Here is a 21,444-nt window from a genome sequence, read left to right as displayed (position 1 = left end):
ACGGACGATGGCGCGCATCTGCGTGGTCGGCGCGGGCGCGGTCGGCTGCTATCTCGGCGGCCGGCTCGCGGCGGCAGGGCAGCCCGTCACGCTGATCGGCCGCGCGCGGATCGGCGACGCGATCCGGAACCACGGGCTGACGCTGTCGGATCATCGCGGGTATCGCGCGCAGCGCGCGCCGGAGGACGTCGCGTTCGACACGGACATTGCAGCTGCGGCCGACGCGGCGCTCGTGCTCGTCACGGTGAAGTCGGCGGCGACGCCGGAGGTCGCCGCGCAGCTCGCCGGCGTGCTGCGGCCGGGCGCGCGCGTGATCAGCTTCCAGAACGGCGTGCGCAACGTCGGCACGTTGCGCGCGGCGTTGCCGCAGGCCACGGTGCTCGCCGGCATGGTGCCGTTCAACGTGATCGAACGCGGGCCGGGCGCGTTTCACCAGGGTTCGGCGGGCCAGCTCGCGGTCGACGCGTCGCCGGGGCTGCAGCCGTTTGCCGACGCGTTCGCGCGTGCGGGGCTGCCGCTTGCGCTGCGGCGCGACATGCCCGCCGTGCAGTGGGCGAAGCTGCTGTTCAACCTGAACAACGCGGTCAACGCGCTCGCGAACCTGCCGCTGCGCGACGAGCTCGCGCAACGCGCGTATCGCCGCTGCGTCGCGCTTGCGCAGCGCGAGGCGCTGCGCTGGCTCGCCCGGGCCGGGATCCGGCCGGCGCGCGTCACGCCGTTGCCGGCCGCGTGGATTCCGGCGGTGCTCGACGCGCCCGATCCGCTGTTCCGCGTGCTCGGCGCGCGGATGCTCGCGATCGATCCGCTCGCGCGCTCGTCGATGTCCGACGACCTGGCCGCGCACCGGCCGACCGAAGTCGAGTGGATCAACGGCGAGGTGGTGCGGCTGGCCGATGGCTTCGGTGCGTCGGCGCCCGTGAACGCGCGGCTGTGCGCGCTCGTGCACGCCGCGGAGGCGGCCGCCCGGCGGCCCGCGTGGCGCGGCGACGCGTTGTGGGCCGCGCTGGCGGAGTGAGCGCCGGACGCCGAACGATTGCGTGCCGGTGTCGCGTCGTGCAACGACTAAGATGGGATTGGCGTCATGTGACGCCTTTGCGGAGCGCAATCGCCATGGTGGATCGCCCGACACTCGACGCGTACGACGCCTACGCCGCCGACTATGCGCAGCTCTGGCTCGACGAGGGGCCGCCCGACGACATGTATGCGCTCCTCGAACAGCATTTCTCGCCGGGACCGACGGCGGACGTCGGCTGCGGGGCGGGACGCGATACGGCCTGGCTTGAATCCCGCGGCTTCGACGTGCGCGGCTACGACGCGAGCGCGGCGCTGCTCGACGAGGCGCGCCGCCGCCATCCCGGCCTGCGCTTCGAGCAGGCGGCGCTGCCGGCGCTGCCCGGCGTGCCGTCCGGCGCGTTCCGCAACGTGCTGTGCGAGACCGTGGTGATGCACCTGGATCATGTCGAGGCGGCCGCCGCCGCCACACGGCTCGTCGAGCTGCTCGCGCCGGGCGGCACGCTCTACATGAGCTGGCGGGTTGCAGGCAGCGGGTCGCTGCGCGACGAGCACGGGCGCCTGTACACGGCGCTCGACGGCGCCCGGATGCGCGCCGCGCTCGGCGGCGGCGTGCAGGTGCTCGACGAGCATGAAGTCGTCAGCGCGTCGTCGGGCAAGCGCGTGCACCGGCTGATCGTCCGCAGGACGGACGGGGCGGCCTGACGCAGGCTCGGGTGACGCGCCAGCGGGGTCCGGGGCGTCAGTTGCGGTGCGCGGCCGCTTCCCAGTTGATGTCGACGCAGAGCACCTGCATCCCGCCGGCGACGGGCGCGGCGATCGACGCGGTCACGCACAGGTGCGCTTCGTTGATCGACAGATAGGGCGGCGTCAGGTGCACGCGGCCCGGCGTGCGCATCGCGTGGATGAAGTACGGGCGGCGCTCCCAGCTCGCGCCTTCGGAGTGCAGCAGCGGGCGGAAGCGCTTCGCGCGTTGCGACACGCTGCCGCGCGCGAGCACGTTGTCGCCGATCTGCCGCCCGGACGCGTCGAGCAGGAAGCAGCGCGCGGTCTCGGGCAGGCCGAGCACCGTGGCGGCCGCGTCGATGAGCGTGTCGCCCGCGCCGAGCTTCGTGCCGGCCTCCTCGAGCGCGGCGACGTACGGCGCGAGCCGCGCCGCCTGCATGCGCTCGCGTTCCGCGACGCGCAGGCGCAGCGCGGCCGACAGCGTATCCATGCAGCCCGCCGCGGCCTGCGGCTGCACCGGCTCGACGCTCGGGCCCGCGAAGTACTGGCCCTGCACGAAATCGACGTCGCATTCGAGCGCGATCAGCGCGTCGCGCTCGGTCGCGAGGCCGCCCATCAGCACGAGCTGGCCGGATTCGTGCAGCAGCGACACGAGCCCCGGCAGCACCCGTTCGAGATGCGAATGCTCGCTCGCCTGCGCGAGGATGCCGCGGTCGAGCGTGACGATGTCGGGGTGCAGGTGCCAGACGCGGTCGATGTTCGAATGCTTCGCGCCGAAGCCGCCGAGCGCGATCAGGAAGCCGGCCTTGCGCAGGCCGTCGACGATCGCCGCATAGCGCGGCGTCTCGCCGCCCGCCTGCTCGGGCACCTCGAGCACCACGCGGTGCGGCGGCAGGCCGAGCGCCTTCAGGTTCGCGAGCAGCGCGTCGCCGTAGACGGTGTCCATCAGCGCCGCGGGATGCAGGCTCAGGAAGAGCCATTCGTCGTGGCTGTCGAACGCATGGAAGTTGCCGAGATGCAGCGATTCGGCGAGCCGGCCGAGCTCGAGCAGGTCGCCGCGCCGCGCGGCCTGCGTGAAGACCTCGTGCGACGCGACCTGGCGGCTTTCCTCGTCGTGCGCGCGCAGCGACGCGTGATAGCCGATCGCGCGCCGGTGCGACACGGAAAACACCGGCTGGAACACGCTGAAGACGGTATAGCCGCCGTACAGCACGGTGCGCCGGTTGCCGTCGTCGCCGGCGACGGGGCGGGGCGGCTGAAAGCCGGGGGGATCGATGTCGATCATGCTCATCATGATGTCGGCCGGGGAAGGCTGCCAGTTTACCTACAGAATAGGCGAGCAAGAAGCGTGCGCAATCGCTCGGCCGGTGCGGCCCGCTGACGCGGGCATCAGGCGTGCCGGTTGCACCGTTGTGGTGCGCCGCATGCCGGTGCGCCGTCCGAACCGGGGCGCGCCGGCCCGCGTCATGCGCGCTCGGACGGATCGGTCTTGCGTGCCGCGCCGCGAATCTCCGGCGCGAGCTGCGCGAAGATCCACGCCGATCCCGCGGTGATCACGCCGACGCAGATGAAGGTCGCGTGGAACGCGGGCAGCGTGTTGCTCGGCGTCACGGTGCGCAGCATCCCGGTGAAGGTCGCGAGCAGCGCGCCCGCGACCGTCACGCCGAGGCTCATCGACAGCATCTGCACGAGCGAGAACAGGCTGTTGCCGCTGCTCGCGCCACCGGTGCCGAGATCCTTCAGCGTCAACGTGTTCATCGCGGTGAACTGCATCGAGTTGAAGCCGCCGAACAGCGCGAGCTGCGCGACCTTGAGCCACACGGGCATCGAATCGTGCATCAGCGCGAAGCTCGCCATCATCACGCCGACCATGATCGTGTTCGCGAGCAGCACGGTGCGGTAGCCGTGCTTCATGATGAGGTGCGTGATGAGGCGCTTCGAGAACATCCCGGCCGCCGCGACCGGCAGCATCATCAGGCCCGCCTCGAACGCGGTGTAGCCGAGGCTCACCTGCAGCAGCAGCGGGATCAGGTACGGCATCGCGCCGCTGCCGATCCGCGCGAACAGGTTGCCGAGCAGGCCGACGCTGAACGTGTGGATCCGGAACAGCTCGAGCGAGAAGATCGGCTGCGTCGCGCGCACCGCGTACAGCCCGTAGGTGACGAAGCACGCGAGGCTCAGGATCAGCAGCACGAGCACGGCCGCATGCTGGATGCCGAGGTCGGCGAGCCCGTCGAGCGACAGCGAGATCGCGACCATGCCGATCGTCAGCAGCAGATAGCCCTTCAGGTCGAAGCGGCCGACGGCAGGATTGCGCGCGTCGGGCATCGAATAGTAGGTCGCGATGCAGCCCGCGACGCCCACCGGCACGTTGATCAGGAAGATCCAGTGCCACGACGCGACCTTCACGAGCCAGCCGCCGAGCGTCGGGCCGATCAGCGGGCCGATCAGGCCCGGGATCGCGACGAACGACAGCGCCGGCAGGTAGCGCTCGGCCGGGAACGTGCGCAGCACCGCGAGCCGTCCGACCGGCAGCAGCATTGCGCCGCCGATCCCCTGCACGACGCGGAACGCGACGAGCTGCGGCAGCGTGTGCGCGTTCGCGCACAGCAGCGAGCCCAGCGAAAAGACCAGGATCGCGCTGAAGAACACCCGTCGCGTGCCGAGCGTATCGGCGAGCCAGCCGGACACCGGGATCATCACCGCCATCGTCAGCGAATACGCGATCACGACCGACTGCATCCGCAGCGGCGATTCGCCGAGGCTCGCCGCCATCGACGGCAGCGCGGTGTTGACGATCGTCGCGTCGAGCGTCTGCATGAAGAAGCCCGTCGCGACGAGCCAGAGCATCACGGTGAGGTTCTTTTCGCCGGGGGCGGCGGCGGGCGGGCGTTGAAACATGGGCGGCGGGCGAACATTGAAACGTGGACACGCGGGCGGCGCCGCGCGAATGCAGGACAGCCGACATTGTAGGGAAAGCCGCTGCGCCGCGCAGTTTCGACCCCGTGCCCGCGGGCGGAGGTGCGTCGCCCGATGGACCGGTACAGTTCAGCCGAAAGTGTCTGCGGGCGTATCTGTGAGCGTGCTGCCGCTGTCCGGATACTGGACGGGTGCGATCGACCACGACCGGGAGCGGGCCATGCGTGAACTGCGACTCTACGAACTGGATGCCGACGAGCCCGCCGGGCGGTGGCGGCTGGTCCGCCGCAGCGTGCTGCGCGTCACGGCGGGGGAAGTGTGGCTGACGATCGAGGGCGAGCCCGCCGATCACTGGCTGCGGCCTGGCGACAGGCTGGTGCTCGGGCCCGGCGCGCAAATCTGGGTCAGCGCCGGATCGCGCGGGGCGCGCTTCACGCTGAGCCGCGCGGATGACCGGGCGGCGCCGTTCGCCGCGGCGCTGCGGCAGCGTCTGGCCGCGTGGCGCGGGCGCCGCCGTCAGGCCGGCGCGTCGCTGCCGACGTAGCGCGCGCGCGGCCGGATCAGCTTGCCGTCCGCGTACTGTTCGAGCGCGTGCGCGATCCAGCCGGCCGTGCGGCCGGCCGCGAACAGCGTGAACGCGGCGCCGTCGGGCAGCGCGAGCGTGCGTTCCAGCGCCGCGAGCGCGTAATCGATCGTCGGCCGCTGCCCGGTTGCCGCTTCGACGCGCGCGGCGAGCGCGAGCGCCGCGCGCAGCGCGGGGCGGTCCGGCGCCGCGGCCTGCAGCGCGCCGAGCAGCGCCTGCGCGCGCGGGTCGCCGGCCGGATAGAGCGGATGGCCGAAGCCGGACAGCGCCGCGCGGCCGCCGGCCGCGCGTTCGTCGTGCGCGAGGCGGAACGCCAGATAGCGGTCCGGGTCGGCGGCGCGGGCCGCTTCGTCGAGCAGCGTGCCGGCCCGGAACGTCTCGCCGCCGTGGCGCGGGCCGGCCAGCGCCGCGAGCCCGCCCGCGATCGCGCCGAACAGGTGGCTGCCGGTCGACGCGATGCAGCGCACCGCGAACGTCGACGGGTTCAGTTCGTGATCCGCGCACAGCACGAGCGCCCGGCGCAGCAGGTCGGCCTCGCCGCGTCCGCGCACCTGCCACGCGTCGGCGAGCTGGCGATGCAGCGGCGCGTCGCCGGGCGCGATGCCCGCGAGCGCGGCGGTCGCGACGCGCAGCAGCAGTGCGGCGGTATCGAGCTGCGCTTCTCGCCCCTGCGCCCAGATGCGGGGGATCGACGCGGCCGCGGCCGGCAGCAGCACGAGCGTGCGCTCGAGCGGCGCGAGATGCGCCCACGGGCGCGCCCAGTCCTGCCACTGCGCGGCGTCGAAGCCGCCGGTCGCGGCGGGTGCCGCGGCGAGCCGTGCGGGCGGACAGTCCCAGAGCCGCGCGGCAGTGGCTTCGAGCGTCGCGTCGGCGGCGAGCGCGATCGCGTCGGCGCCGCGATAGAACAGGCGGCCGTCGGCGATCTGCGTGATGCGCGATTCGAGCACCGGCACGCCCCAGTCGAGCGAACGTTCGGCGACCCCGCCCGCGCGCTTCGCATCGGCGCGGCGGCGCGCGAGCAGGCGCACTTCGTCCGCGTCGTAGCGGCGGCGCTTGCTGTCGCCATCGGGCAGCGAGCGCAGCAGGCCGCGGCTCACGTACGCATAGAGTGTGCTCACGCTGACGCCCAGTATGTCGGCGGCTTCGGGGGCGCTGAGAGACGTCATGCGGATCGCTCCTGTCGGGCCGCGTCGCGCGCGGCCCCGCTGCAGTCAATCGTGATGGCGGGATGTGCGATCAAGGTTGATCGCGCCTGCGGCGAATTCTAGACTCGATTCGATATTCCCTTCCGCGAGGCGACCGATCATGACGCCCAGGCTCGCGTTGACGCATCTCTGGCAGCTCGCGCACGGCGAGCCCGGCGCGCTCGCGCGCGTCGCGATCGACGGGCAGGATCCGGCGCTGCCGTCGGCGTTCCATGTCGGCACGCTGGCCGCGGCGTCGATCGCGGCGGCCGGGCTGGCGGCCGCCGAGTGCCATCGGCTTCGCACGGGCGTCGAGCAACGCGTCGACGTGTCGGTGCGCGACGCGCTCGTCGCGTTTCGCAGCGAACGCTACCTGCGCGTCGACGACGGGCCGCCACCGGAGCTGCGACATCCGGTGACGGGCTTCTACGAGACGCGCGATGCGCGCTGGATCCAGCTGCACGCGAACTTCCCGCATCACCTGCGCGGCATACTCGGCGTGCTCGGCTGCGGCGCGAGCCGGGCGGAGGTTGCGGCGGCGATCCGCACGCGGGACGCCGCGACGCTCGACGCCGCACTCGCGGACGCGGGCCTGTGCGCGGCGCTGATCAGAACACCTGACGAATGGACGGCGCACGAGCAGGCGCGCGCGCTCGAGGCGCTGCCGCTGTTCGAGATCGAACGCATCGGCGACGCGCCGGTGCAGGCGCTCGGCGGCGGCGCGGCGAGCCGGCCGCTCGCGGGCGTGCGCGTGCTCGATCTCACGCGCATCATCGCGGGCCCGGTCGCCGGCCGCACGCTCGCGTCGCATGGCGCGCAGGTGCTGCTCGTCAATGGCCCGCATCTGCCGAACATTGCGCCGCTCGTGATCGACAACGGGCGCGGCAAGCGGTCCGCATGGCTCGATCTGCGCGATGCCGCGGGCGTCGACGCGCTGCAGCGGCTTGCGCGGCAGGCGGACGTGTTCGTCGAGGCGTACCGTCCCGGCGCGCTCGCCTTGCGCGGCTTTTCGCCGGACGCGCTGGCGGCGCTGCGGCCGGGCATCGTGTGCGTGTCGATTTCCGCGTACGGGCACGCGGGGCCATGGTCGCGGCGGCGCGGCTTCGACAGCCTCGTGCAGTCCGCGAGCGGGATCGCATGGCGCGAGCGGCAGGCGGCCCACGCGGACGCGCCGCGTCACCTGCCGTGCCAGGCGCTCGATCATGCGACCGGCTATCTCGCGGCGTTCGGCGCGATGATCGCGCTGGCGCGCCGCGCGCGCGAAGGCGGCAGCTGGCAGGTGCGGCTGTCGCTTGCGCAGACGGGCCGCTGGCTGCAGTCGTTCGGCCTCGTGCCGGACGGCGCGCACGCGCCCGAAATCATGCCCGACGACGTGTTCGACCGGCTCGACCGGATCGCGTCGCCGTTCGGCGTCGTCGATGCGGTGCGCCCGGCGGAACGGCTGTCGGCGACGCCGCCGTTCTTCGCATTGCCGCCCGTGCCGCTCGGGGCGGACGAACCGCGCTGGATCGAATAGGGCCTGTTCACGCTAATAACGGGCTTGCGAACGTGTCTTGCCGGTCGTAGTGCAAGGCGCAAGGAGCGCCGTTTGGCCGAGCCAAACAAGCGACGCGCGACGCCGCAATGCGGCCGGCAAGGCACGTTCCCCTGATCTTGGAAATTCATTCGTGGGGCTGGCCGCCAGAAGGGCCGATCGCCGCGTCATGCTCCTCGCGCTCGGCCCTTCTGGCGGCCAGCGCAAGCCCGTTATTAGCGTGAACAGGCCCTATGGGGCGCTCGCGCGGGGGGCGAATTACTTGCGCAGCTCGACGACGAAGTCGTAGTAGTCGTTGCGGCAGTAGGTGTCGGTCAGCTCGATCGCGCGCTGGTCGGCCGTGTAGCCGATCCGCGTGATCAGCAGCAGTGCGTCGTGCGGCGCGATGCCCATCTGCCTTGCGATCTCGTCGGTCGCGTTGACCGCGCGGAAGTGCTGCAGCGCGCGCACGATCGGCGTGCCGCGCGCTTCGAGGTAGCTGTACAGCGAATCGCCGATCGCCTGCGGATCGGGGATCAGCGTCGCGGGAAACGTCGAGTTCTCGACGGCCATCACGATGCCGTCGGCGAGGCGCAGGCGTTTCAACCGTGTAACCGACGCGGCCGGCGACAGGCCGAGCTGGATCACTTCGTCGCGGCTCGCGGGCTGGATCTCGCGCGAGAGCCACTGCGAACTCGGCTTGAAGCCGCGCCGTTCGAGCATCTCGCTGAAGCTCGACAGGCGCGACAGCGGATCCTCGTAGCGCAGCTGGATGAAATTGCCCGCGCCTTGGGTGCGCCGAATCAGCCCCTGTTCGACGAGGAGCGAGATCGCCTTGCGCGCGGTGATGCGCGACACGCCGAGCGCCTCCGACAGCACGCGCTCGGACGGCAGCGCCTCGCCGGCTCTCCAGCGGTTGTCGTGAATCGCGTCGCCGAGCTTGCGGGCGAGCTGCAGATAGAGCGGGGTATCGTTGTCGGGGTCGGGGCGCAGGTCCTGCCAGCGGTCGTCCGTCGTTGACTTCATGGAATGGGTATCGATCAGGTTGCGGCCATTCTAAGTCATCATGCGGCGCTGTTATAGCCGGTTTTTGCCGCACGGCAGTCGCGCGCCGCGCCGAATGGCTACACTGATGCGTCGCATTCCGTACCACCGCCGCCGCGTGCGGCCATGAATTTGCATTGAGGAACGCATGATGACGGACACGATCGCCACGGTTGTCCTGCCCGATGGCGAGACGATCCCGAAGCTGGGGCAGGGGACATGGGAGATGGGCGAGCGCGCGTCCCGGCGCGCGGACGAAATTGCCGCGCTGCGCGAGGGCATCGCGCTCGGCATGACGTTGATCGACACCGCCGAGATGTACGGCGACGGCGCGACCGAGGAGCTCGTCGGCGACGCGCTCGACGGCTTGCGCGAAGACGTGTTTCTCGTCAGCAAGGCGTATCCGCATCATGCGAGCCGCCGGGGCGTCGTGGCCGCCTGCGAGGCAAGCCTCAAGCGCCTGCGCACCGATCGCGTCGACCTCTATCTGCTGCACTGGCGCGGCTCGGTGCCGCTCGAGGAGACGGTCGAGGGCTTCGACGCGCTACGCCGCGCCGGCAAGATCCGCCACTGGGGCGTGAGCAACTTCGATACGGCCGACATGCAGGAGCTCGTCGACGACGCGGGCGGCGCGGCGTGCGCGACCAATCAGATCCTTTACAACCTCGCGCGGCGCGGGCCGGAGTTCGATCTGCTCCCGTGGCTCGCGGCGCGCCGGATCCCGGCGATGGCGTACAGCCCGGTCGATCATGCGCGTCTGCCGAAACGCTCGCCGCTCGACGAAATCGCCCGCGTGCGCGGCGTGTCGGTGATGCGTGTCGCGCTTGCCTGGGTGCTCGCGCAGCCCGGCGTGTTCGCGATCCCGAAGGCGGCGCGGATCGAGCACGTGCGCGACAACCGCGCCGCGCTCGATCTCGTGTTGAGCGATGGCGAGCGTGCGCAGCTGGACGCGTACTTTCGTCCACCGCGCAGCAAGCGCGCGCTCGAAATGCTCTGACCACGATGGCGCCGGACGCCACCGCCGATCAGTGGCCGTGGCCGCCCGACCCGCCGTTGCCGTGACCGCCGTTGCCATTGCCGACGCCGTTGGCGCCACCGTTGCCGCCGCCGCCACTGCCGTTGCCATTGCCGTTGCCGCCACCGTTGCCGTGGCCGCCGTTGCCGCCGTTGCCATGACCGCCGGCACCGCCGCCGGCACCACCGCCAGCACCTCCGCCGTTGCCGTGACCGCCGCCAGCACCGCCGCCAGCACCACCGCCGGCACCACCGCCGGCACCACCGCCGGCACCACCGCCAGCACCACCGCCGGCACCACCGCCGGCACCACCGCCGGCACCACCGCCGGCACCACCGCCGGCACCTCCGCCGTTGCCGTGACCACCGCCAGCACCACCGCCAGCACCACCGCCAGCACCACCGCCAGCACCACCGCCAGCACCGCCGCCAGCACCGCCGCCAGCACCGCCGCCGTTGCCGTGACCGCCGCCAGCACCACCGCCAGCACCACCGCCGGCACCACCGCCGGCACCGCCGCCAGCACCGCCGTGGCCTCCGCAGCCGCAATTGCCGCCACCCGAAGTACCGCCACCCGAAGTACCGCCACCCGAAGTACCGCCACCCGAAGTACCGCCACCCGAAGTACCGCCACCCGAAGTACCGCCACCCGAAGTACCGCCACCCGAAGTACCGCCACCCGAAGTGCCGCCACCCGAAGTGCCGCCACCCGAAGTGCCGCCACCCGAAGTGCCGCCACCCGAAGTGCCGCCGCCCGAAGTGCCGCCACCCGAAGTGCCGCCACCGGAAGTACCGCCACCGGAAGTACCGCCACCGGAAGTACCGCCACCGGAAGTGCCGCCACCCGAAGTACCGCCACCGGAAGTACCGCCACCCGAAGTACCGCCACCGGAAGTACCGCCGCCCGAAGTGCCGCGACCCGAAGTGCCGCCACCCGAGGTTCCACCACCTGAATTCCCGCCACCGGATCCGCCGCTGCCAGACGCATTGCCGGTGGAGTTGCCGTTGCTGCGGCCATTGCCGGTCGCGCCACCCACGGTCGAGCCTACCGTTCCGCTGACGCCTGCGGGCCCGACGGTGCCGTTTCCGCTACTCCCGCTGCTGCCGCTTCCGCTGCCCGGGCTGGCGCCGCTTCCGCTGCCGGCGCCACCGCTGCCGCCGACACCGCTGCCGCCGACACCGCCGCTGGCGTACTTGCCGGGCGCGCACGCATACGGATCGGCGGCGCATGCGGCTGCGTGCCCGGCAACGGGCGCCGCAACGTCGGCGCTGACGGGTGCCGCGGGCGCGGCGTCGGGCATCGCGTCCTGCGCGACCCGCAATGGCGCGGTGAAGGGTGGGGCGTCGTCGCCCGACTGTTCGGCGACAGGGCTGAGGGACGTTGCGTCCTGCGCGACGGCATATGAACCGCAGCAGCAAGCGAACGCGGCCGCGGCCAGCAAGGTCGCGCGGTAGCACCGTCCCGCCGCGCGGAACGGCTCTTTCGTCTTATGCATGATTGGCCTCCCAAAGCGCGCGATGCCTCGTCGCCGCGCGGCTGTGTGCGTGTGGTGCGCGGGAGCCGGAGATGCGTTGTGGTTTCGGCGGCCGATCCCGTCAGGGCCGGCGCATGGCGCTGGCCTGGAACGTCGATCGGCACGCGGGCCCGCCGTGCGCAGCCTTATCTGCGAGATCCGTGCCATCGGCCGCTCACGCCCGTGCCGCAAGGCGCGCGCGTTGCGTAGGACGGATCCTGAAACGCTGGGGAGGGGGTTTTGTTTCCGGAATGAAACGTCTGGAGGAAGATCAGCGCGCCGGCGCGTCGGCCGCGCGCTGCCAGCGGTGGAACAGGATCGACGCGATCCAGCAGATCAGGAACAGCGCGACGATCCCGTATCCGACTGCGCCGAACCGCTCGCCGACCGCGTCGAGCGCGTCGCGCACGGGGCCCGTCAGCGCGAGCTTGTCTGCGAGCAGCCCGGCGGCTTCGATGCCGCCGATCGCAAGCGCGACGGCCGCCGAGACGAACGTGATGCTCGCGTTGTACAGGAGCTTGCGCTGCGGATCGTCGATCGCCCAGCCGTACGCGTGGATCATCAGCACGTTGTCAGTCGAGTCGATCAGCGTCATGCCGGCCATGAACAGCGCGGGAAACAGCAGGATCGCGTAGAGCGGCAGGCCCTGGCTCGCCTGCGCGGCGGCGATCGCGAGCAGGCCGATTTCAGTTGCAGTATCGAAACCAAGTCCGAACAGTACGCCGACCGGATACATGTGCCAGCTCTTCGTGACGAACCGGAACAGCGGACGCAGCAGGCGCGCGATGACGCCGGCCCTGCGATGCGTGTGCGCGGCGTCGGCGCCACCCGATCCGCCGTCGCGGTAACGCCGCCACACGTCGCACAGGATCGCGAGGTTCACGCACGCGAGCACGAGCAGGAACGTCGCGGACACCGCGGTGCCGATCGTGCCGCCGATGTCGCGGAACGCATCGAAGCGCTCGCGCAGCGCGAACGCGCTCAGCGCGACGCCGAGCGTCGCGGCGACCACGATCGTCGAGTGGCCGAGCGAGAAGAACAGGCCGACCGTCAGCGGACGCCGGCCTTCCTGCATCAGCTTGCGCGTCGCGACGTCGATCGCGGCAATGTGATCGGCGTCGACCGCGTGGCGCAGCCCGAGCCCATACGCGATCGCGGCCGTGCCGAGCAGCAGCGGCCGCTCGCGCAGCGCCGCGAACGCCCACAGCCAGACGGCCGCATTGGCGGCGAGCAGTCCCGCATAGAGCATCAGCAGGCTGCGCAGGGCACGGGTGGGCGGCATCGGCATCGATTCATCAGACGGATTGCGGCGGATTGTGGCACGGGCAAAAAAGCGCTGCAGCCCGGTCAAAAATCCTGCGCGGGGTTTCCCGGTCATCCTCGATGAACCAAAAAAAAGCCCGTCCGCGAACGGACGGGCTTCGAGTGCGGCCTGGGCCTACGTTACCGCGTGTCGGTGCGCTTCGCGTTGATCACTGCATCCGACACGTTCGCCGGCGTTTCCGCGTAGTGCTTGAACTCCATCGTGTACGTGGCGCGACCCTGGGTCGCCGAGCGCAGCGACGTCGAGTAGCCGAACATCTCGGCGAGCGGCACTTCGGCGCGTACGAGCTTGCCGCCGCCGCCCGCGATGTCCTCCATGCCCTGCACGATGCCGCGCCGGCTCGACAGGTCGCCCATCACGTTGCCCATGAAGTCCTCGGGCGTCTCGACCTCGACTGCCATCATCGGCTCGAGCAGCACCGGCTTCGCGCGGCGCATCGCTTCCTTGAACGCCATCGAGCCGGCCATGCGGAACGCGTTTTCGTTCGAGTCGACGTCGTGGTACGAGCCGAACGTCAGGTGCACCTTCACGTCGACGACCGGATAGCCCGCGAGCACGCCGCTCTTCAGCGTCTCCTGGATGCCCTTGTCGACCGCCGGGATGAACTCGCGCGGAATCACGCCGCCCTTGATCTCGTCGAGGAACTCGTAGCCCTTGCCGGGGTTCGGCTCGAGCTTGATCACCGCGTGGCCGTACTGGCCGCGGCCGCCCGACTGCTTGACGAACTTGCCCTCGACGTCGTCCGCGGCGGTGCGCACCGTCTCGCGATACGCGACCTGCGGCTTGCCGACCGTCGCCTCGACACCGAACTCGCGTTTCATCCGGTCGACGATGATCTCGAGGTGGAGCTCGCCCATCCCGGAGATGATCGTCTGGCCCGATTCCTCGTCGGTCTGCACGCGGAACGACGGGTCTTCCTGCGCGAGGCGGTTCAGCGCGAGGCCCATCTTTTCCTGGTCGGCCTTGGTCTTCGGCTCGACCGCCTGCGAGATCACCGGCTCCGGGAACTCCATCTTCTCGAGGATGATCGGCTTGCCCGGGTCGCACAGCGTGTCGCCCGTCGTCGCCTCCTTCAGGCCGACCGCGGCCGCGATGTCGCCCGCGCGCACTTCCTTGATTTCCTTGCGCTCGTTCGCGTGCATCTGCAGGATCCGGCCGAGCCGTTCCTTCTTGTCCTTGGTCGGATTCAGCACCGTGTCGCCCGAGTTGACGACGCCCGAATACACGCGGAAGAAGATCAGCTGGCCCACGAACGGGTCCGTCATGATCTTGAACGCGAGCGCGGAGAACGGCTCGTCGTCGCTCGGATGACGCTCCGCTTCCTTGTCATTGAGATCGTGGCCGAGGATCGCGGGCACGTCGACGGGCGACGGCAGGTAGTCGATCACCGCGTCGAGCATCGCCTGCACGCCCTTGTTCTTGAACGCGCTGCCGCACAGCATCGGCACGATCTCGTTGGCGATCGTGCGCTTGCGCAGCGCGGCCTTGATCTCGTCCTCGGTCAGCGAGTGGTGGTCGGTCAGGTACTTCTCGAGCAGTTCCTCGCTGGCTTCGGCGGCGGCCTCGACCATCTTCTCGCGCCATTCGTGCGCGAGCTCGACCAGGTTCGCCGGGATGTCCTCGTAGGCGAACTTCACGCCCTGGCTCTCGTCGTCCCAGACGATCGCCTTCATCTTGACGAGATCGACGACACCCTGGAAATGGTCCTCCGCGCCGATCGGAATCTGGATCGGCACGGCGACACCTTTCAGGCGCTCGCCGATCTGCCGCTGCACGCGGAAGAAGTCCGCGCCGACGCGGTCCATCTTGTTGACGAACGCGATGCGCGGCACCTTGTACTTGTTCGCCTGGCGCCACACGGTTTCCGACTGCGGCTGCACGCCGCCGACGGAGTCGTAGACCATGCATGCGCCGTCGAGCACGCGCATCGAACGCTCCACTTCGATCGTGAAGTCGACGTGCCCGGGGGTGTCGATGATGTTGATCCGGTGTTCCGGATAATTGCCGGCCATGCCCTTCCAGAACGCGGTCGTTGCGGCCGACGTGATCGTGATGCCGCGTTCCTGCTCCTGCTCCATCCAGTCCATCGTGGCCGCGCCGTCGTGCACTTCGCCGATCTTGTGGCTCACGCCGGTATAGAACAGGATGCGTTCGGTAGTCGTGGTTTTGCCGGCATCGATGTGAGCGCTGATCCCGATGTTGCGATAGCGCTCGATGGGGGTTTTGCGGGGCACGTGAACCTCCAGTGGTTCGGGTCGTAAGCCGGCCGGCTGCGCCGGACCGGGGGGAATCAAGTGAGAATTAAAGGATAGCGCTTGCGTGTGGCTTTTGCAGATGCGGGCCGCATGGCCGGAATCAAGACGGGCGCCGGGCGAAAAAAAAGCCGGCGCGCGCGAGGCGGCCGGCCGGCATGCATGGCGTCGCGCCGCGGCGCGGCGCGCGTCACTGCGGCTTCGGCAGCCCGTCGAGCTTCATGCCGGGCTTGATGCCCTTCGCCGCGAACCAGCCCTTGCTCATCTCGAGCGCATAGACGCCGTTGTTGCGCGGACAGTGGTTGCTGGTCGTCTCGGCCTGCATCTCGTCGATGTCGGTGATCGTGCCGTCCGCGCGGATGAATGCGATCGACAGCGGGATCAGCGTGTTCTTCATCCAGAAGCAGTGCACCGCGTTCTCGTTGAACACGAACAGCATCCCTTCGTTCGGCGCGAGCTGCGAGCGATACATCAGCCCCTGTTCGCGGTCGGCGTCGTTGGCCGCGACGGCCGCGTCGATCACGTACATGCCGGCGCGCAGCTTCGCGCGCGGGAACTCGCTCGGCTGCTTGGCGCCGGGCGGCATCTGCGCGACGGCGGCTTGCATGCCGAGCGCGGCGACGGCGAACGCGACGGGGAACATGGCGGCGCGCGCAAGGCGGCCGAGCGACGAGCGCAGGGAGAATCGCACAGCAGGGCTCCTTTCGGGAAAACGAGACCCGCATGGTACGCGAAGCGCACGCGCGGGCACACAAAAGAAAAAGGCAGATCGCCTTGCGGTGACCTGCCTTTCAACGCCGTAAGAACGGCAACTGCTGGTTCTTGACTGCGTTATTTTTACAGCTTGCTTACTTAGTTCGAAGCAGCAGCCGGGGCTTCAGCGGCGCTAGCAGCAGCCTTCTTCGAAGCGTGGTGCTTCTTTGCGTGGTGCTTCTTAGCAGCCTTCTTCGCCGGTGCCGAAGCAGCTTCTGCCTTTTCTGCTGCCGGAGCTGCCGGAGCAGCTGCCGGTGCCGAAGCTTGTGCGAAAGCTGCCGTTGCGAAGAGGCCAGCGACCAGAGCGGCGATCAGTTTGTTCATGTTGTGTTCCTCAGCTTTAGTTAATTAACCAAATGACCCGGCATAGGAGTCATGTCGTCTAACGGTGCCATCCACCTTTCGGTTGACAGACGCTCCAAGAAATTTCTCTTTGCGCTGCGGGCGCCGAATCGCATTCGAAAAAACGTCGCTTGCACGACGCAAAAGCGGCTCGGACGCCAATGCCGGATAGCTCAGGGTGGCATCTGCGTCGTTTAACGCACGATCTTCGCAGGTGGTTGACGAAAAAAATCACGCGTCACGCAAATGTCACTCGATGCGCGCGAAACCGTCCCACGGCGCACGCGGCGGCAGGGCGATTGTTTCTCCGGGAGAAATGCCGAGCGCGAATATATCCAGTAAACCGATGCCGACCCGCACGAGACGCAGCGTCGGAAAGCCGACCGCCGCCGTCATCCGGCGCACCTGGCGGTTCTTGCCTTCGGTGATCGCGAGTTCGATCCAGGTGGTCGGGATCGCCGCGCGGTAACGGATCGGCGGATTGCGCGGCCACAGCGCGTCGGGCGGCTCGATGAATTCGGCGCGGCACGGGCGCGTCACGTAGTCGCCGAGATCGACGCCGCGCGCGAGCGCCTTCAGGTCGGCGGGCCCCGGCGCGCCTTCGACCTGCGCCCAGTAGCGCTTGACGAGCTTGTGGCGCGGCTCGGCGATGCGGGCCTGCAGCGCGCCGTCGTCGGTGAGCAGCAGCAGGCCTTCGCTGTCCGCGTCGAGCCGGCCGGCCGCGTAGACGCCGGGCGTCTTTACCCAGTCGCCGAGCGACGGCCGCGTTTCGTGCGCGGAAAACTGGCAAATCGTACCGAACGGCTTGTTGAGGGCGATCAAGGTCATGGCAAGGACGCGCGCCCGGGGTGGCGGTGCGCGCCGGGCGGTCTATGGCAAATGGCGGAATCTTAATGCATAATACGGAACGCCAAGTCATCTGTCTTATATAAGACATAAGGGAAGACTTGATACGCAGCGCCGCGCATCGCGCCGCCGCTCCCGAATGGGGCGCTAGAATAGCGGCTCGCTGCGGCAGTCACGGGGGTGGCCTTGATGCGCTCCCTGGCGCACGCAGCTTCGACCAGAATTACCTGCTCAGCCACGTCACTGGAGTCGATCATGCCGTATCAGCACATCAAGGTTCCGGACGGCGGTGACAAGATCACCGTCAACCACGATTACACGCTCAACGTTTCCGACCAGCCGATCATTCCCTACATCGAAGGCGACGGCACGGGCTTCGACATCACGCCGGTCATGATCAAGGTCGTCGACGCCGCGGTCGAACGGGCGTACAAGGGCAAGCGCAAGATCCACTGGATGGAGATCTACGCGGGCGAGAAGGCGACGAAGGTCTACGGCCCGGACGTGTGGCTGCCGGACGAGACGCTGCAGGTGCTGAAGGAATACGTGGTGTCGATCAAGGGGCCGCTGACGACCCCGGTCGGCGGCGGCATCCGCTCGCTGAACGTCGCGCTGCGCCAGGAGCTCGACCTGTACGTGTGCCTGCGCCCGGTCCAGTACTTCAAGGGCGTGCCGTCGCCGGTGCGCGAGCCGCAAAAGATCGACATGGTGATCTTCCGCGAGAATTCGGAAGACATCTACGCGGGCATCGAATGGGCGGCCGGCTCGGAGCAGGCGAAGAAGGTCATCAAGTTCCTGCAGGACGAGATGGGCGTGAAGAAGATCCGCTTCCCGGAAACCTCGGGGATCGGCGTGAAGCCCGTGTCGACCGAAGGCACCGAGCGTCTCGTGCGCAAGGCGATCCAGTATGCGATCGACAACGACCGCAAGTCGGTCACGCTGGTGCACAAGGGCAACATCATGAAGTTCACGGAAGGCCTGTTCCGTGACGCCGGCTACGCGCTCGCGCAGAAGGAGTTCGGCGGCGAGCTGATCGACGGCGGCCCGTGGATGCGGGTGAAGAACCCGAAGACGGGTAACGAGATCGTCATCAAGGATTCGATCGCCGATGCGTTCCTGCAGCAGATCCTGCTGCGCCCGGCCGAGTACGACGTGATCGCGACGCTGAACCTGAACGGCGACTACATCTCCGACGCGCTGGCCGCGCAGGTCGGCGGCATCGGCATTGCGCCGGGCGCGAACCTGTCGGATTCGGTCGCGATGTTCGAGGCGACCCACGGCACCGCGCCGAAGTACGCGGGCAAGGATTACGTGAACCCCGGTTCCGAGATCCTGTCGGCCGAAATGATGCTGCGCCATCTCGGCTGGACCGAGGCGGCCGACACCATCATCGCCGCGATGGAAAAGTCGATTCAGCAGAAGCGCGTCACGTACGACTTCGCGCGCCTGATGGAAGGTGCGACGCAGGTGTCGTGCTCGGGCTTCGGTGAAGTGCTGATCGAGAACATGTAAGTCCCTCCGGGGTGTGCCGGCGCATTGCCGGCCGCCCCGGCGCCCACTGCCGGCGCCGGGGTGTTTCGTGGATGGCAGGTTTGGCAGGGCGGTCCGGTGCCCGGAAACGCGACGCCGCATCGCGGCCCGCGTGCCTTGCAAGGTAGAACATGACGGCCCTCGCAACACCAGCGCCCGGCTAGACGCGCGCTTTCCCATTCGCGACCGACCCGGTCGCCCTCCCGCCGGTTACCGCCGGCGATCTCCAGTCCCAATTTTCACGTAGCAACGCATCGACCATGTCCACTTCGCCCAAGATCATCTACACCCTCACTGACGAAGCGCCCGCGCTCGCGACCTACTCGCTGCTGCCGATCGTCAAGGCTTTCACGCGTTCGTCCGGCGTCGCCGTCGAGACGCGCGACATCTCGCTCGCCGGCCGCATCATCGCCGCATTCGCGGACGTCCTGCCGCCCGAGCAGAAGGGTTCGGACGATCTGGCCGACCTGGGCCAGCTCACGCTGAAGCCGGAAGCGAACATCATCAAGCTGCCGAACATCAGCGCGTCGGTGCCGCAGCTGAAGGCCGCGATCGCCGAACTGCAGGCGCAGGGCTACAAGCTGCCGGCCTATCCGGAAGAGCCGTCGACCGATGAAGAGAAGGCCGTCAAGGCCCGTTACGACAAGATCAAGGGCAGCGCGGTGAACCCGGTGCTGCGCGAAGGCAACTCCGACCGCCGCGCGCCGCTGTCGGTCAAGAACTACGCCCGCAAGCATCCGCACAAGATGGGCGCGTGGCAGGCCGACTCGAAGGCGCACGTCGCGCACATGAGCGAAGGCGACTTCTACGGCAGCGAGAAGTCGGCGCTGATCGCCGATGCCGGCAGCGTGAAGATCGAGCTGACGAAGGCCGACGGCACGAAGCAGGTCCTGAAGGAAAAGACGGCCGTCAAGGCCGGCGAGATCATCGACGCGTCGGTGATGAGCAAGAAGGCGCTGCGCAGCTTCCTCGAAGCGCAGATCGCCGATGCGAAGGCGCAGGGCGTGCTGTTCTCGGTGCACCTGAAGGCGACCATGATGAAGGTCTCGGACCCGATCCTGTTCGGCCACGCCGTGTCGGTGTACTACCAGGACGCGCTCGCGAAGCACGCCGACGTGCTCGCGCAAGCCGGCTTCAACCCGAACAACGGCATCGGCGACCTGTACGCGCGCCTGAAGGACCTGCCGGCCGACACGCGTGAAGCGATCGAAGCCGACATCAAGGCCGTGTATGCGGCGCGTCCGCGCCTCGCGATGGTCAACTCCGACAAGGGCATCACGAACCTGCACGTGCCGAGCGACGTGATCGTCGACGCGTCGATGCCGGCGATGATCCGCGAGTCGGGCCGCATGTGGGGCCCGGACGGCGAGCTGTACGACGCGAAGGCCGTGATTCCGGACCGCTGCTACGCGGGCGTCTACCAGGCCGTCATCGAAGACTGCAAGCAGCATGGCGCGTTCGACCCGGTCACGATGGGCAGCGTGCCGAACGTCGGCCTGATGGCGCAGGCGGCCGAAGAGTACGGTTCGCACGACAAGACGTTCCAGATTCCGGCGGACGGCGTCGTGCGCGTCACCGACGAAGCGGGCAACGTGCTGCTCGAGCACGCGGTCGAAGCGGGCGACGTGTGGCGCATGTGCCAGGCCAAGGACGCGCCGATCCAGGACTGGGTCAAGCTCGCGGTGAACCGCGCACGCGCGACCGGCGCGCCGGCCGTGTTCTGGCTCGATCCGGCGCGCGCGCACGACGCGCAGGTCATCGCGAAGGTCGAGCGCTACCTGAAGGATCACGACACGAACGGCCTCGACATCCGCATCATGACGCCGGTCGACGCGACCCGCTTCTCGCTCGAGCGCATCCGCGCGGGCAAGGACACGATCTCGGTGACGGGCAACGTGCTGCGCGACTACCTGACCGACCTGTTCCCGATCATGGAGCTCGGCACCAGCGCGAAGATGCTGTCGATCGTCCCGCTGATGGCGGGGGGCGGCATGTTCGAAACGGGTGCGGGCGGCTCCGCGCCGAAGCACGTCCAGCAGTTCGTCGAAGAGGGCTTCCTGCGCTGGGATTCGCTCGGCGAATTCCTCGCGCTCGCGGCGTCGCTCGAGCACCTCGGCCAGGCTTACGGCAACCCGAAGGCGCTCGTGCTCGCGAAGACGCTCGACCAGGCGACCGGCAAGTTCCTCGACGAGAACAAGTCTCCGGCGCGCAAGGTCGGCGGCCTCGACAACCGCGGCAGCCACTTCTACCTGTGCCTGTACTGGGCGCAGGCGCTTGCCGCGCAAACCGACGACGCGGCGCTGCAGGCGCAGTTCGCCGGCGTCGCGAAGGCACTCGCCGACAACGAGGCGCGCATCCTCGAGGAGCTGGGCGCGGCGCAGGGCAAGCCGGCGAGCATCGGCGGCTACTATCGCCCGAACGTCGACCAGACGAGCCAGGCGATGCGTCCGAGCGCGACGCTGAACGGCATCGTCGACGCGATCGCCTGACGCAGTCCGTGCGGTCTGCGCGATCGCATGCATGACGACGGGAGGCGGGTTGAGCAACGCGGCGTGGATCAGCGATCCGCGCAGGCGATGCCGCCCGCCGTCCGGATTGCCTGCCGATCGAAACGAAGACGCCCCGGATGCCCGGGGCGTTTTTCATGATGGGTCATGCTCAGACGTGGACGATTTCCCACTCGGCGATCTCGCCCGGGATATCGAGGGTTGCCGTGTCCAGTTCGGACAGTTCCGGGCAGTTCACGCCGCGCGCGATGTGGTCGACCGCATGTTCGGGGCACGAGAACGCGCCGAGCAATGCATTGCCGAACGTCGCTTCCCAGCCGCCGTTGCCCGGCAGGATGTAGAACGACCCGAGCGCTGAACCAAAGCGAAATCCCTTCATTTC

19 protein-coding genes are annotated in these 21,444 nt (G+C 69.1%); 9 read left to right on the top strand and 10 right to left on the bottom strand.

The features are described from left to right. Positions 1-7: 7 nt before the first annotated feature. Complete coding sequence (locus ACFIMZ_RS15615) at positions 8-1,015, top strand: 2-dehydropantoate 2-reductase (protein WP_431822512.1); 1,008 nt, start codon at positions 8-10, stop codon at positions 1,013-1,015. Positions 1,016-1,110: 95 nt separating this feature from the next. After that, the gene (locus ACFIMZ_RS15610; protein ID WP_431820289.1) at positions 1,111-1,716 is read left to right on the top strand and encodes a class I SAM-dependent methyltransferase; all 606 of its coding nucleotides are present in this window, start codon (positions 1,111-1,113) and stop codon (positions 1,714-1,716) included. Between the two features lie 37 nt (positions 1,717-1,753). On the opposite strand, the gene ACFIMZ_RS15605 is transcribed toward ACFIMZ_RS15610, so the two are convergent. Together ACFIMZ_RS15605 and mdtD are read right to left on the bottom strand one after the other, a co-directional pair. Further along, positions 1,754-3,028: an EAL domain-containing protein gene (locus ACFIMZ_RS15605; protein WP_431820288.1), complete on the bottom strand. Its 1,275-nt coding sequence runs from the start codon at positions 3,026-3,028 to the stop codon at positions 1,754-1,756. Between the two features lie 173 nt (positions 3,029-3,201). Then, on the bottom strand, positions 3,202-4,638 hold the full coding sequence (gene mdtD, locus ACFIMZ_RS15600; RefSeq protein ID WP_431820287.1) for a multidrug transporter subunit MdtD: 1,437 nt from the start codon (positions 4,636-4,638) through the stop codon (positions 3,202-3,204). Positions 4,639-4,876: 238 nt separating this feature from the next. Here mdtD and ACFIMZ_RS15595 point away from each other — a divergent pair, with 238 nt between their 5' ends. Continuing rightward, positions 4,877-5,200, top strand: coding sequence for a DUF2917 domain-containing protein (locus ACFIMZ_RS15595; RefSeq protein ID WP_431820286.1), 324 nt, complete (start codon positions 4,877-4,879; stop codon positions 5,198-5,200). Here the strand turns inward: ACFIMZ_RS15595 and ACFIMZ_RS15590 are convergent. Continuing rightward, complete coding sequence (locus ACFIMZ_RS15590; RefSeq protein WP_431820285.1) at positions 5,173-6,405, bottom strand: citrate/2-methylcitrate synthase; 1,233 nt, start codon at positions 6,403-6,405, stop codon at positions 5,173-5,175. The genes ACFIMZ_RS15595 and ACFIMZ_RS15590 overlap by 28 nt on opposite strands. A gap of 139 nt (positions 6,406-6,544) precedes the next feature. On the opposite strand from ACFIMZ_RS15590, the gene ACFIMZ_RS15585 reads away from it, so the two are divergent. Beyond that, positions 6,545-7,939, top strand: coding sequence for a CoA transferase (locus ACFIMZ_RS15585; RefSeq protein ID WP_431820284.1), 1,395 nt, complete (start codon positions 6,545-6,547; stop codon positions 7,937-7,939). Positions 7,940-8,215: 276 nt separating this feature from the next. Here ACFIMZ_RS15585 and ACFIMZ_RS15580 read toward each other — a convergent pair whose 3' ends face one another. After that, the gene (locus tag ACFIMZ_RS15580; protein ID WP_059616015.1) at positions 8,216-8,962 is read right to left on the bottom strand and encodes a GntR family transcriptional regulator; all 747 of its coding nucleotides are present in this window, start codon (positions 8,960-8,962) and stop codon (positions 8,216-8,218) included. Between the two features lie 169 nt (positions 8,963-9,131). Here ACFIMZ_RS15580 and ACFIMZ_RS15575 point away from each other — a divergent pair, with 169 nt between their 5' ends. From ACFIMZ_RS15575 to ACFIMZ_RS15565, 3 genes are read left to right on the top strand one after another with little or no spacing between them, the layout of a single operon-like run. Continuing rightward, positions 9,132-9,977: an aldo/keto reductase gene (locus ACFIMZ_RS15575; RefSeq protein WP_431820283.1), complete on the top strand. Its 846-nt coding sequence runs from the start codon at positions 9,132-9,134 to the stop codon at positions 9,975-9,977. A 37-nt stretch (positions 9,978-10,014) separates the two neighbouring features. Then, complete coding sequence (locus tag ACFIMZ_RS15570; RefSeq protein ID WP_431820282.1) at positions 10,015-10,947, top strand: hypothetical protein; 933 nt, start codon at positions 10,015-10,017, stop codon at positions 10,945-10,947. Positions 10,948-10,999: 52 nt separating this feature from the next. Further along, positions 11,000-11,449, top strand: a complete 450-nt coding sequence (locus ACFIMZ_RS15565; RefSeq protein ID WP_431820281.1) for a hypothetical protein — start codon at positions 11,000-11,002, stop codon at positions 11,447-11,449. 330 nt (positions 11,450-11,779) lie between these two features. Here ACFIMZ_RS15565 and ACFIMZ_RS15560 read toward each other — a convergent pair whose 3' ends face one another. The 5 genes from ACFIMZ_RS15560 to ACFIMZ_RS15540 all read right to left on the bottom strand — a co-directional run bounded on the left by ACFIMZ_RS15560 (position 11,780) and on the right by ACFIMZ_RS15540 (position 17,007). Next, positions 11,780-12,790 (bottom strand): HoxN/HupN/NixA family nickel/cobalt transporter, encoded by a 1,011-nt coding sequence (locus tag ACFIMZ_RS15560; protein ID WP_431820280.1) that lies wholly within the window; start codon positions 12,788-12,790, stop codon positions 11,780-11,782. A gap of 161 nt (positions 12,791-12,951) precedes the next feature. Next, positions 12,952-15,066 (bottom strand): elongation factor G, encoded by a 2,115-nt coding sequence (fusA, locus tag ACFIMZ_RS15555; RefSeq protein WP_431820279.1) that lies wholly within the window; start codon positions 15,064-15,066, stop codon positions 12,952-12,954. A 208-nt stretch (positions 15,067-15,274) separates the two neighbouring features. Continuing rightward, positions 15,275-15,775 carry a DUF192 domain-containing protein gene (locus ACFIMZ_RS15550; RefSeq protein ID WP_431820278.1) on the bottom strand — a complete coding sequence of 167 codons (501 nt, stop codon included), beginning with the start codon at positions 15,773-15,775 and terminating at the stop codon, positions 15,275-15,277. 161 nt (positions 15,776-15,936) lie between these two features. Continuing rightward, positions 15,937-16,161 (bottom strand): hypothetical protein, encoded by a 225-nt coding sequence (locus ACFIMZ_RS15545; RefSeq protein WP_071733224.1) that lies wholly within the window; start codon positions 16,159-16,161, stop codon positions 15,937-15,939. Between the two features lie 267 nt (positions 16,162-16,428). Continuing rightward, entirely contained in the window at positions 16,429-17,007 is a 579-nt protein-coding gene (locus tag ACFIMZ_RS15540) for a pseudouridine synthase (protein ID WP_431820277.1), read from the bottom strand. Between the two features lie 273 nt (positions 17,008-17,280). On the opposite strand from ACFIMZ_RS15540, the gene icd reads away from it, so the two are divergent. Both icd and ACFIMZ_RS15530 read left to right on the top strand, forming a co-directional pair. Then, on the top strand, positions 17,281-18,537 hold the full coding sequence (icd, locus tag ACFIMZ_RS15535) for an NADP-dependent isocitrate dehydrogenase (RefSeq protein WP_431820276.1): 1,257 nt from the start codon (positions 17,281-17,283) through the stop codon (positions 18,535-18,537). A 278-nt stretch (positions 18,538-18,815) separates the two neighbouring features. Beyond that, positions 18,816-21,044: an NADP-dependent isocitrate dehydrogenase gene (locus ACFIMZ_RS15530; RefSeq protein ID WP_431820275.1), complete on the top strand. Its 2,229-nt coding sequence runs from the start codon at positions 18,816-18,818 to the stop codon at positions 21,042-21,044. Between the two features lie 169 nt (positions 21,045-21,213). Here the strand turns inward: ACFIMZ_RS15530 and ACFIMZ_RS15525 are convergent, their stop codons facing one another. After that, positions 21,214-21,441: a hypothetical protein gene (locus tag ACFIMZ_RS15525; protein ID WP_431820274.1), complete on the bottom strand. Its 228-nt coding sequence runs from the start codon at positions 21,439-21,441 to the stop codon at positions 21,214-21,216. Positions 21,442-21,444: the final 3 nt, after the last annotated feature.

The organism is Burkholderia sp. F1, assembly GCF_050813845.1.
Taxonomy (GTDB): Bacteria; Pseudomonadota; Gammaproteobacteria; order Burkholderiales; family Burkholderiaceae; genus Burkholderia; species Burkholderia ubonensis.
Note: the sequence above shows the minus strand (reverse complement) of the source record. Positions and strands in the feature narration are given on the sequence as shown.

Excerpts from the sequence above, each read along its gene's own strand:
- ACFIMZ_RS15540 (WP_431820277.1), bottom strand. The coding sequence starts at position 17,007 with ATGACCTTGATCGCCCTCAACAAGCCGTTCGGTACGATTTGCCAGTTT.
- ACFIMZ_RS15560 (WP_431820280.1), bottom strand. The coding sequence starts at position 12,790 with ATGCCGCCCACCCGTGCCCTGCGCAGCCTGCTGATGCTCTATGCGGGA.
- mdtD (WP_431820287.1), bottom strand. The coding sequence starts at position 4,638 with ATGTTTCAACGCCCGCCCGCCGCCGCCCCCGGCGAAAAGAACCTCACC.
- ACFIMZ_RS15575 (WP_431820283.1), top strand. The coding sequence starts at position 9,132 with ATGACGGACACGATCGCCACGGTTGTCCTGCCCGATGGCGAGACGATC.
- ACFIMZ_RS15580 (WP_059616015.1), bottom strand. The coding sequence starts at position 8,962 with ATGAAGTCAACGACGGACGACCGCTGGCAGGACCTGCGCCCCGACCCC.
- ACFIMZ_RS15595 (WP_431820286.1), top strand. The coding sequence starts at position 4,877 with ATGCGTGAACTGCGACTCTACGAACTGGATGCCGACGAGCCCGCCGGG.
- icd (WP_431820276.1), top strand. The coding sequence starts at position 17,281 with ATGCCGTATCAGCACATCAAGGTTCCGGACGGCGGTGACAAGATCACC.
- ACFIMZ_RS15610 (WP_431820289.1), top strand. The coding sequence starts at position 1,111 with ATGGTGGATCGCCCGACACTCGACGCGTACGACGCCTACGCCGCCGAC.
- ACFIMZ_RS15545 (WP_071733224.1), bottom strand. The coding sequence starts at position 16,161 with ATGAACAAACTGATCGCCGCTCTGGTCGCTGGCCTCTTCGCAACGGCA.
- ACFIMZ_RS15615 (WP_431822512.1), top strand. The coding sequence starts at position 8 with ATGGCGCGCATCTGCGTGGTCGGCGCGGGCGCGGTCGGCTGCTATCTC.
- ACFIMZ_RS15530 (WP_431820275.1), top strand. The coding sequence starts at position 18,816 with ATGTCCACTTCGCCCAAGATCATCTACACCCTCACTGACGAAGCGCCC.
- ACFIMZ_RS15590 (WP_431820285.1), bottom strand. The coding sequence starts at position 6,405 with ATGACGTCTCTCAGCGCCCCCGAAGCCGCCGACATACTGGGCGTCAGC.
- ACFIMZ_RS15605 (WP_431820288.1), bottom strand. The coding sequence starts at position 3,028 with ATGAGCATGATCGACATCGATCCCCCCGGCTTTCAGCCGCCCCGCCCC.
- ACFIMZ_RS15525 (WP_431820274.1), bottom strand. The coding sequence starts at position 21,441 with ATGAAGGGATTTCGCTTTGGTTCAGCGCTCGGGTCGTTCTACATCCTG.
- ACFIMZ_RS15585 (WP_431820284.1), top strand. The coding sequence starts at position 6,545 with ATGACGCCCAGGCTCGCGTTGACGCATCTCTGGCAGCTCGCGCACGGC.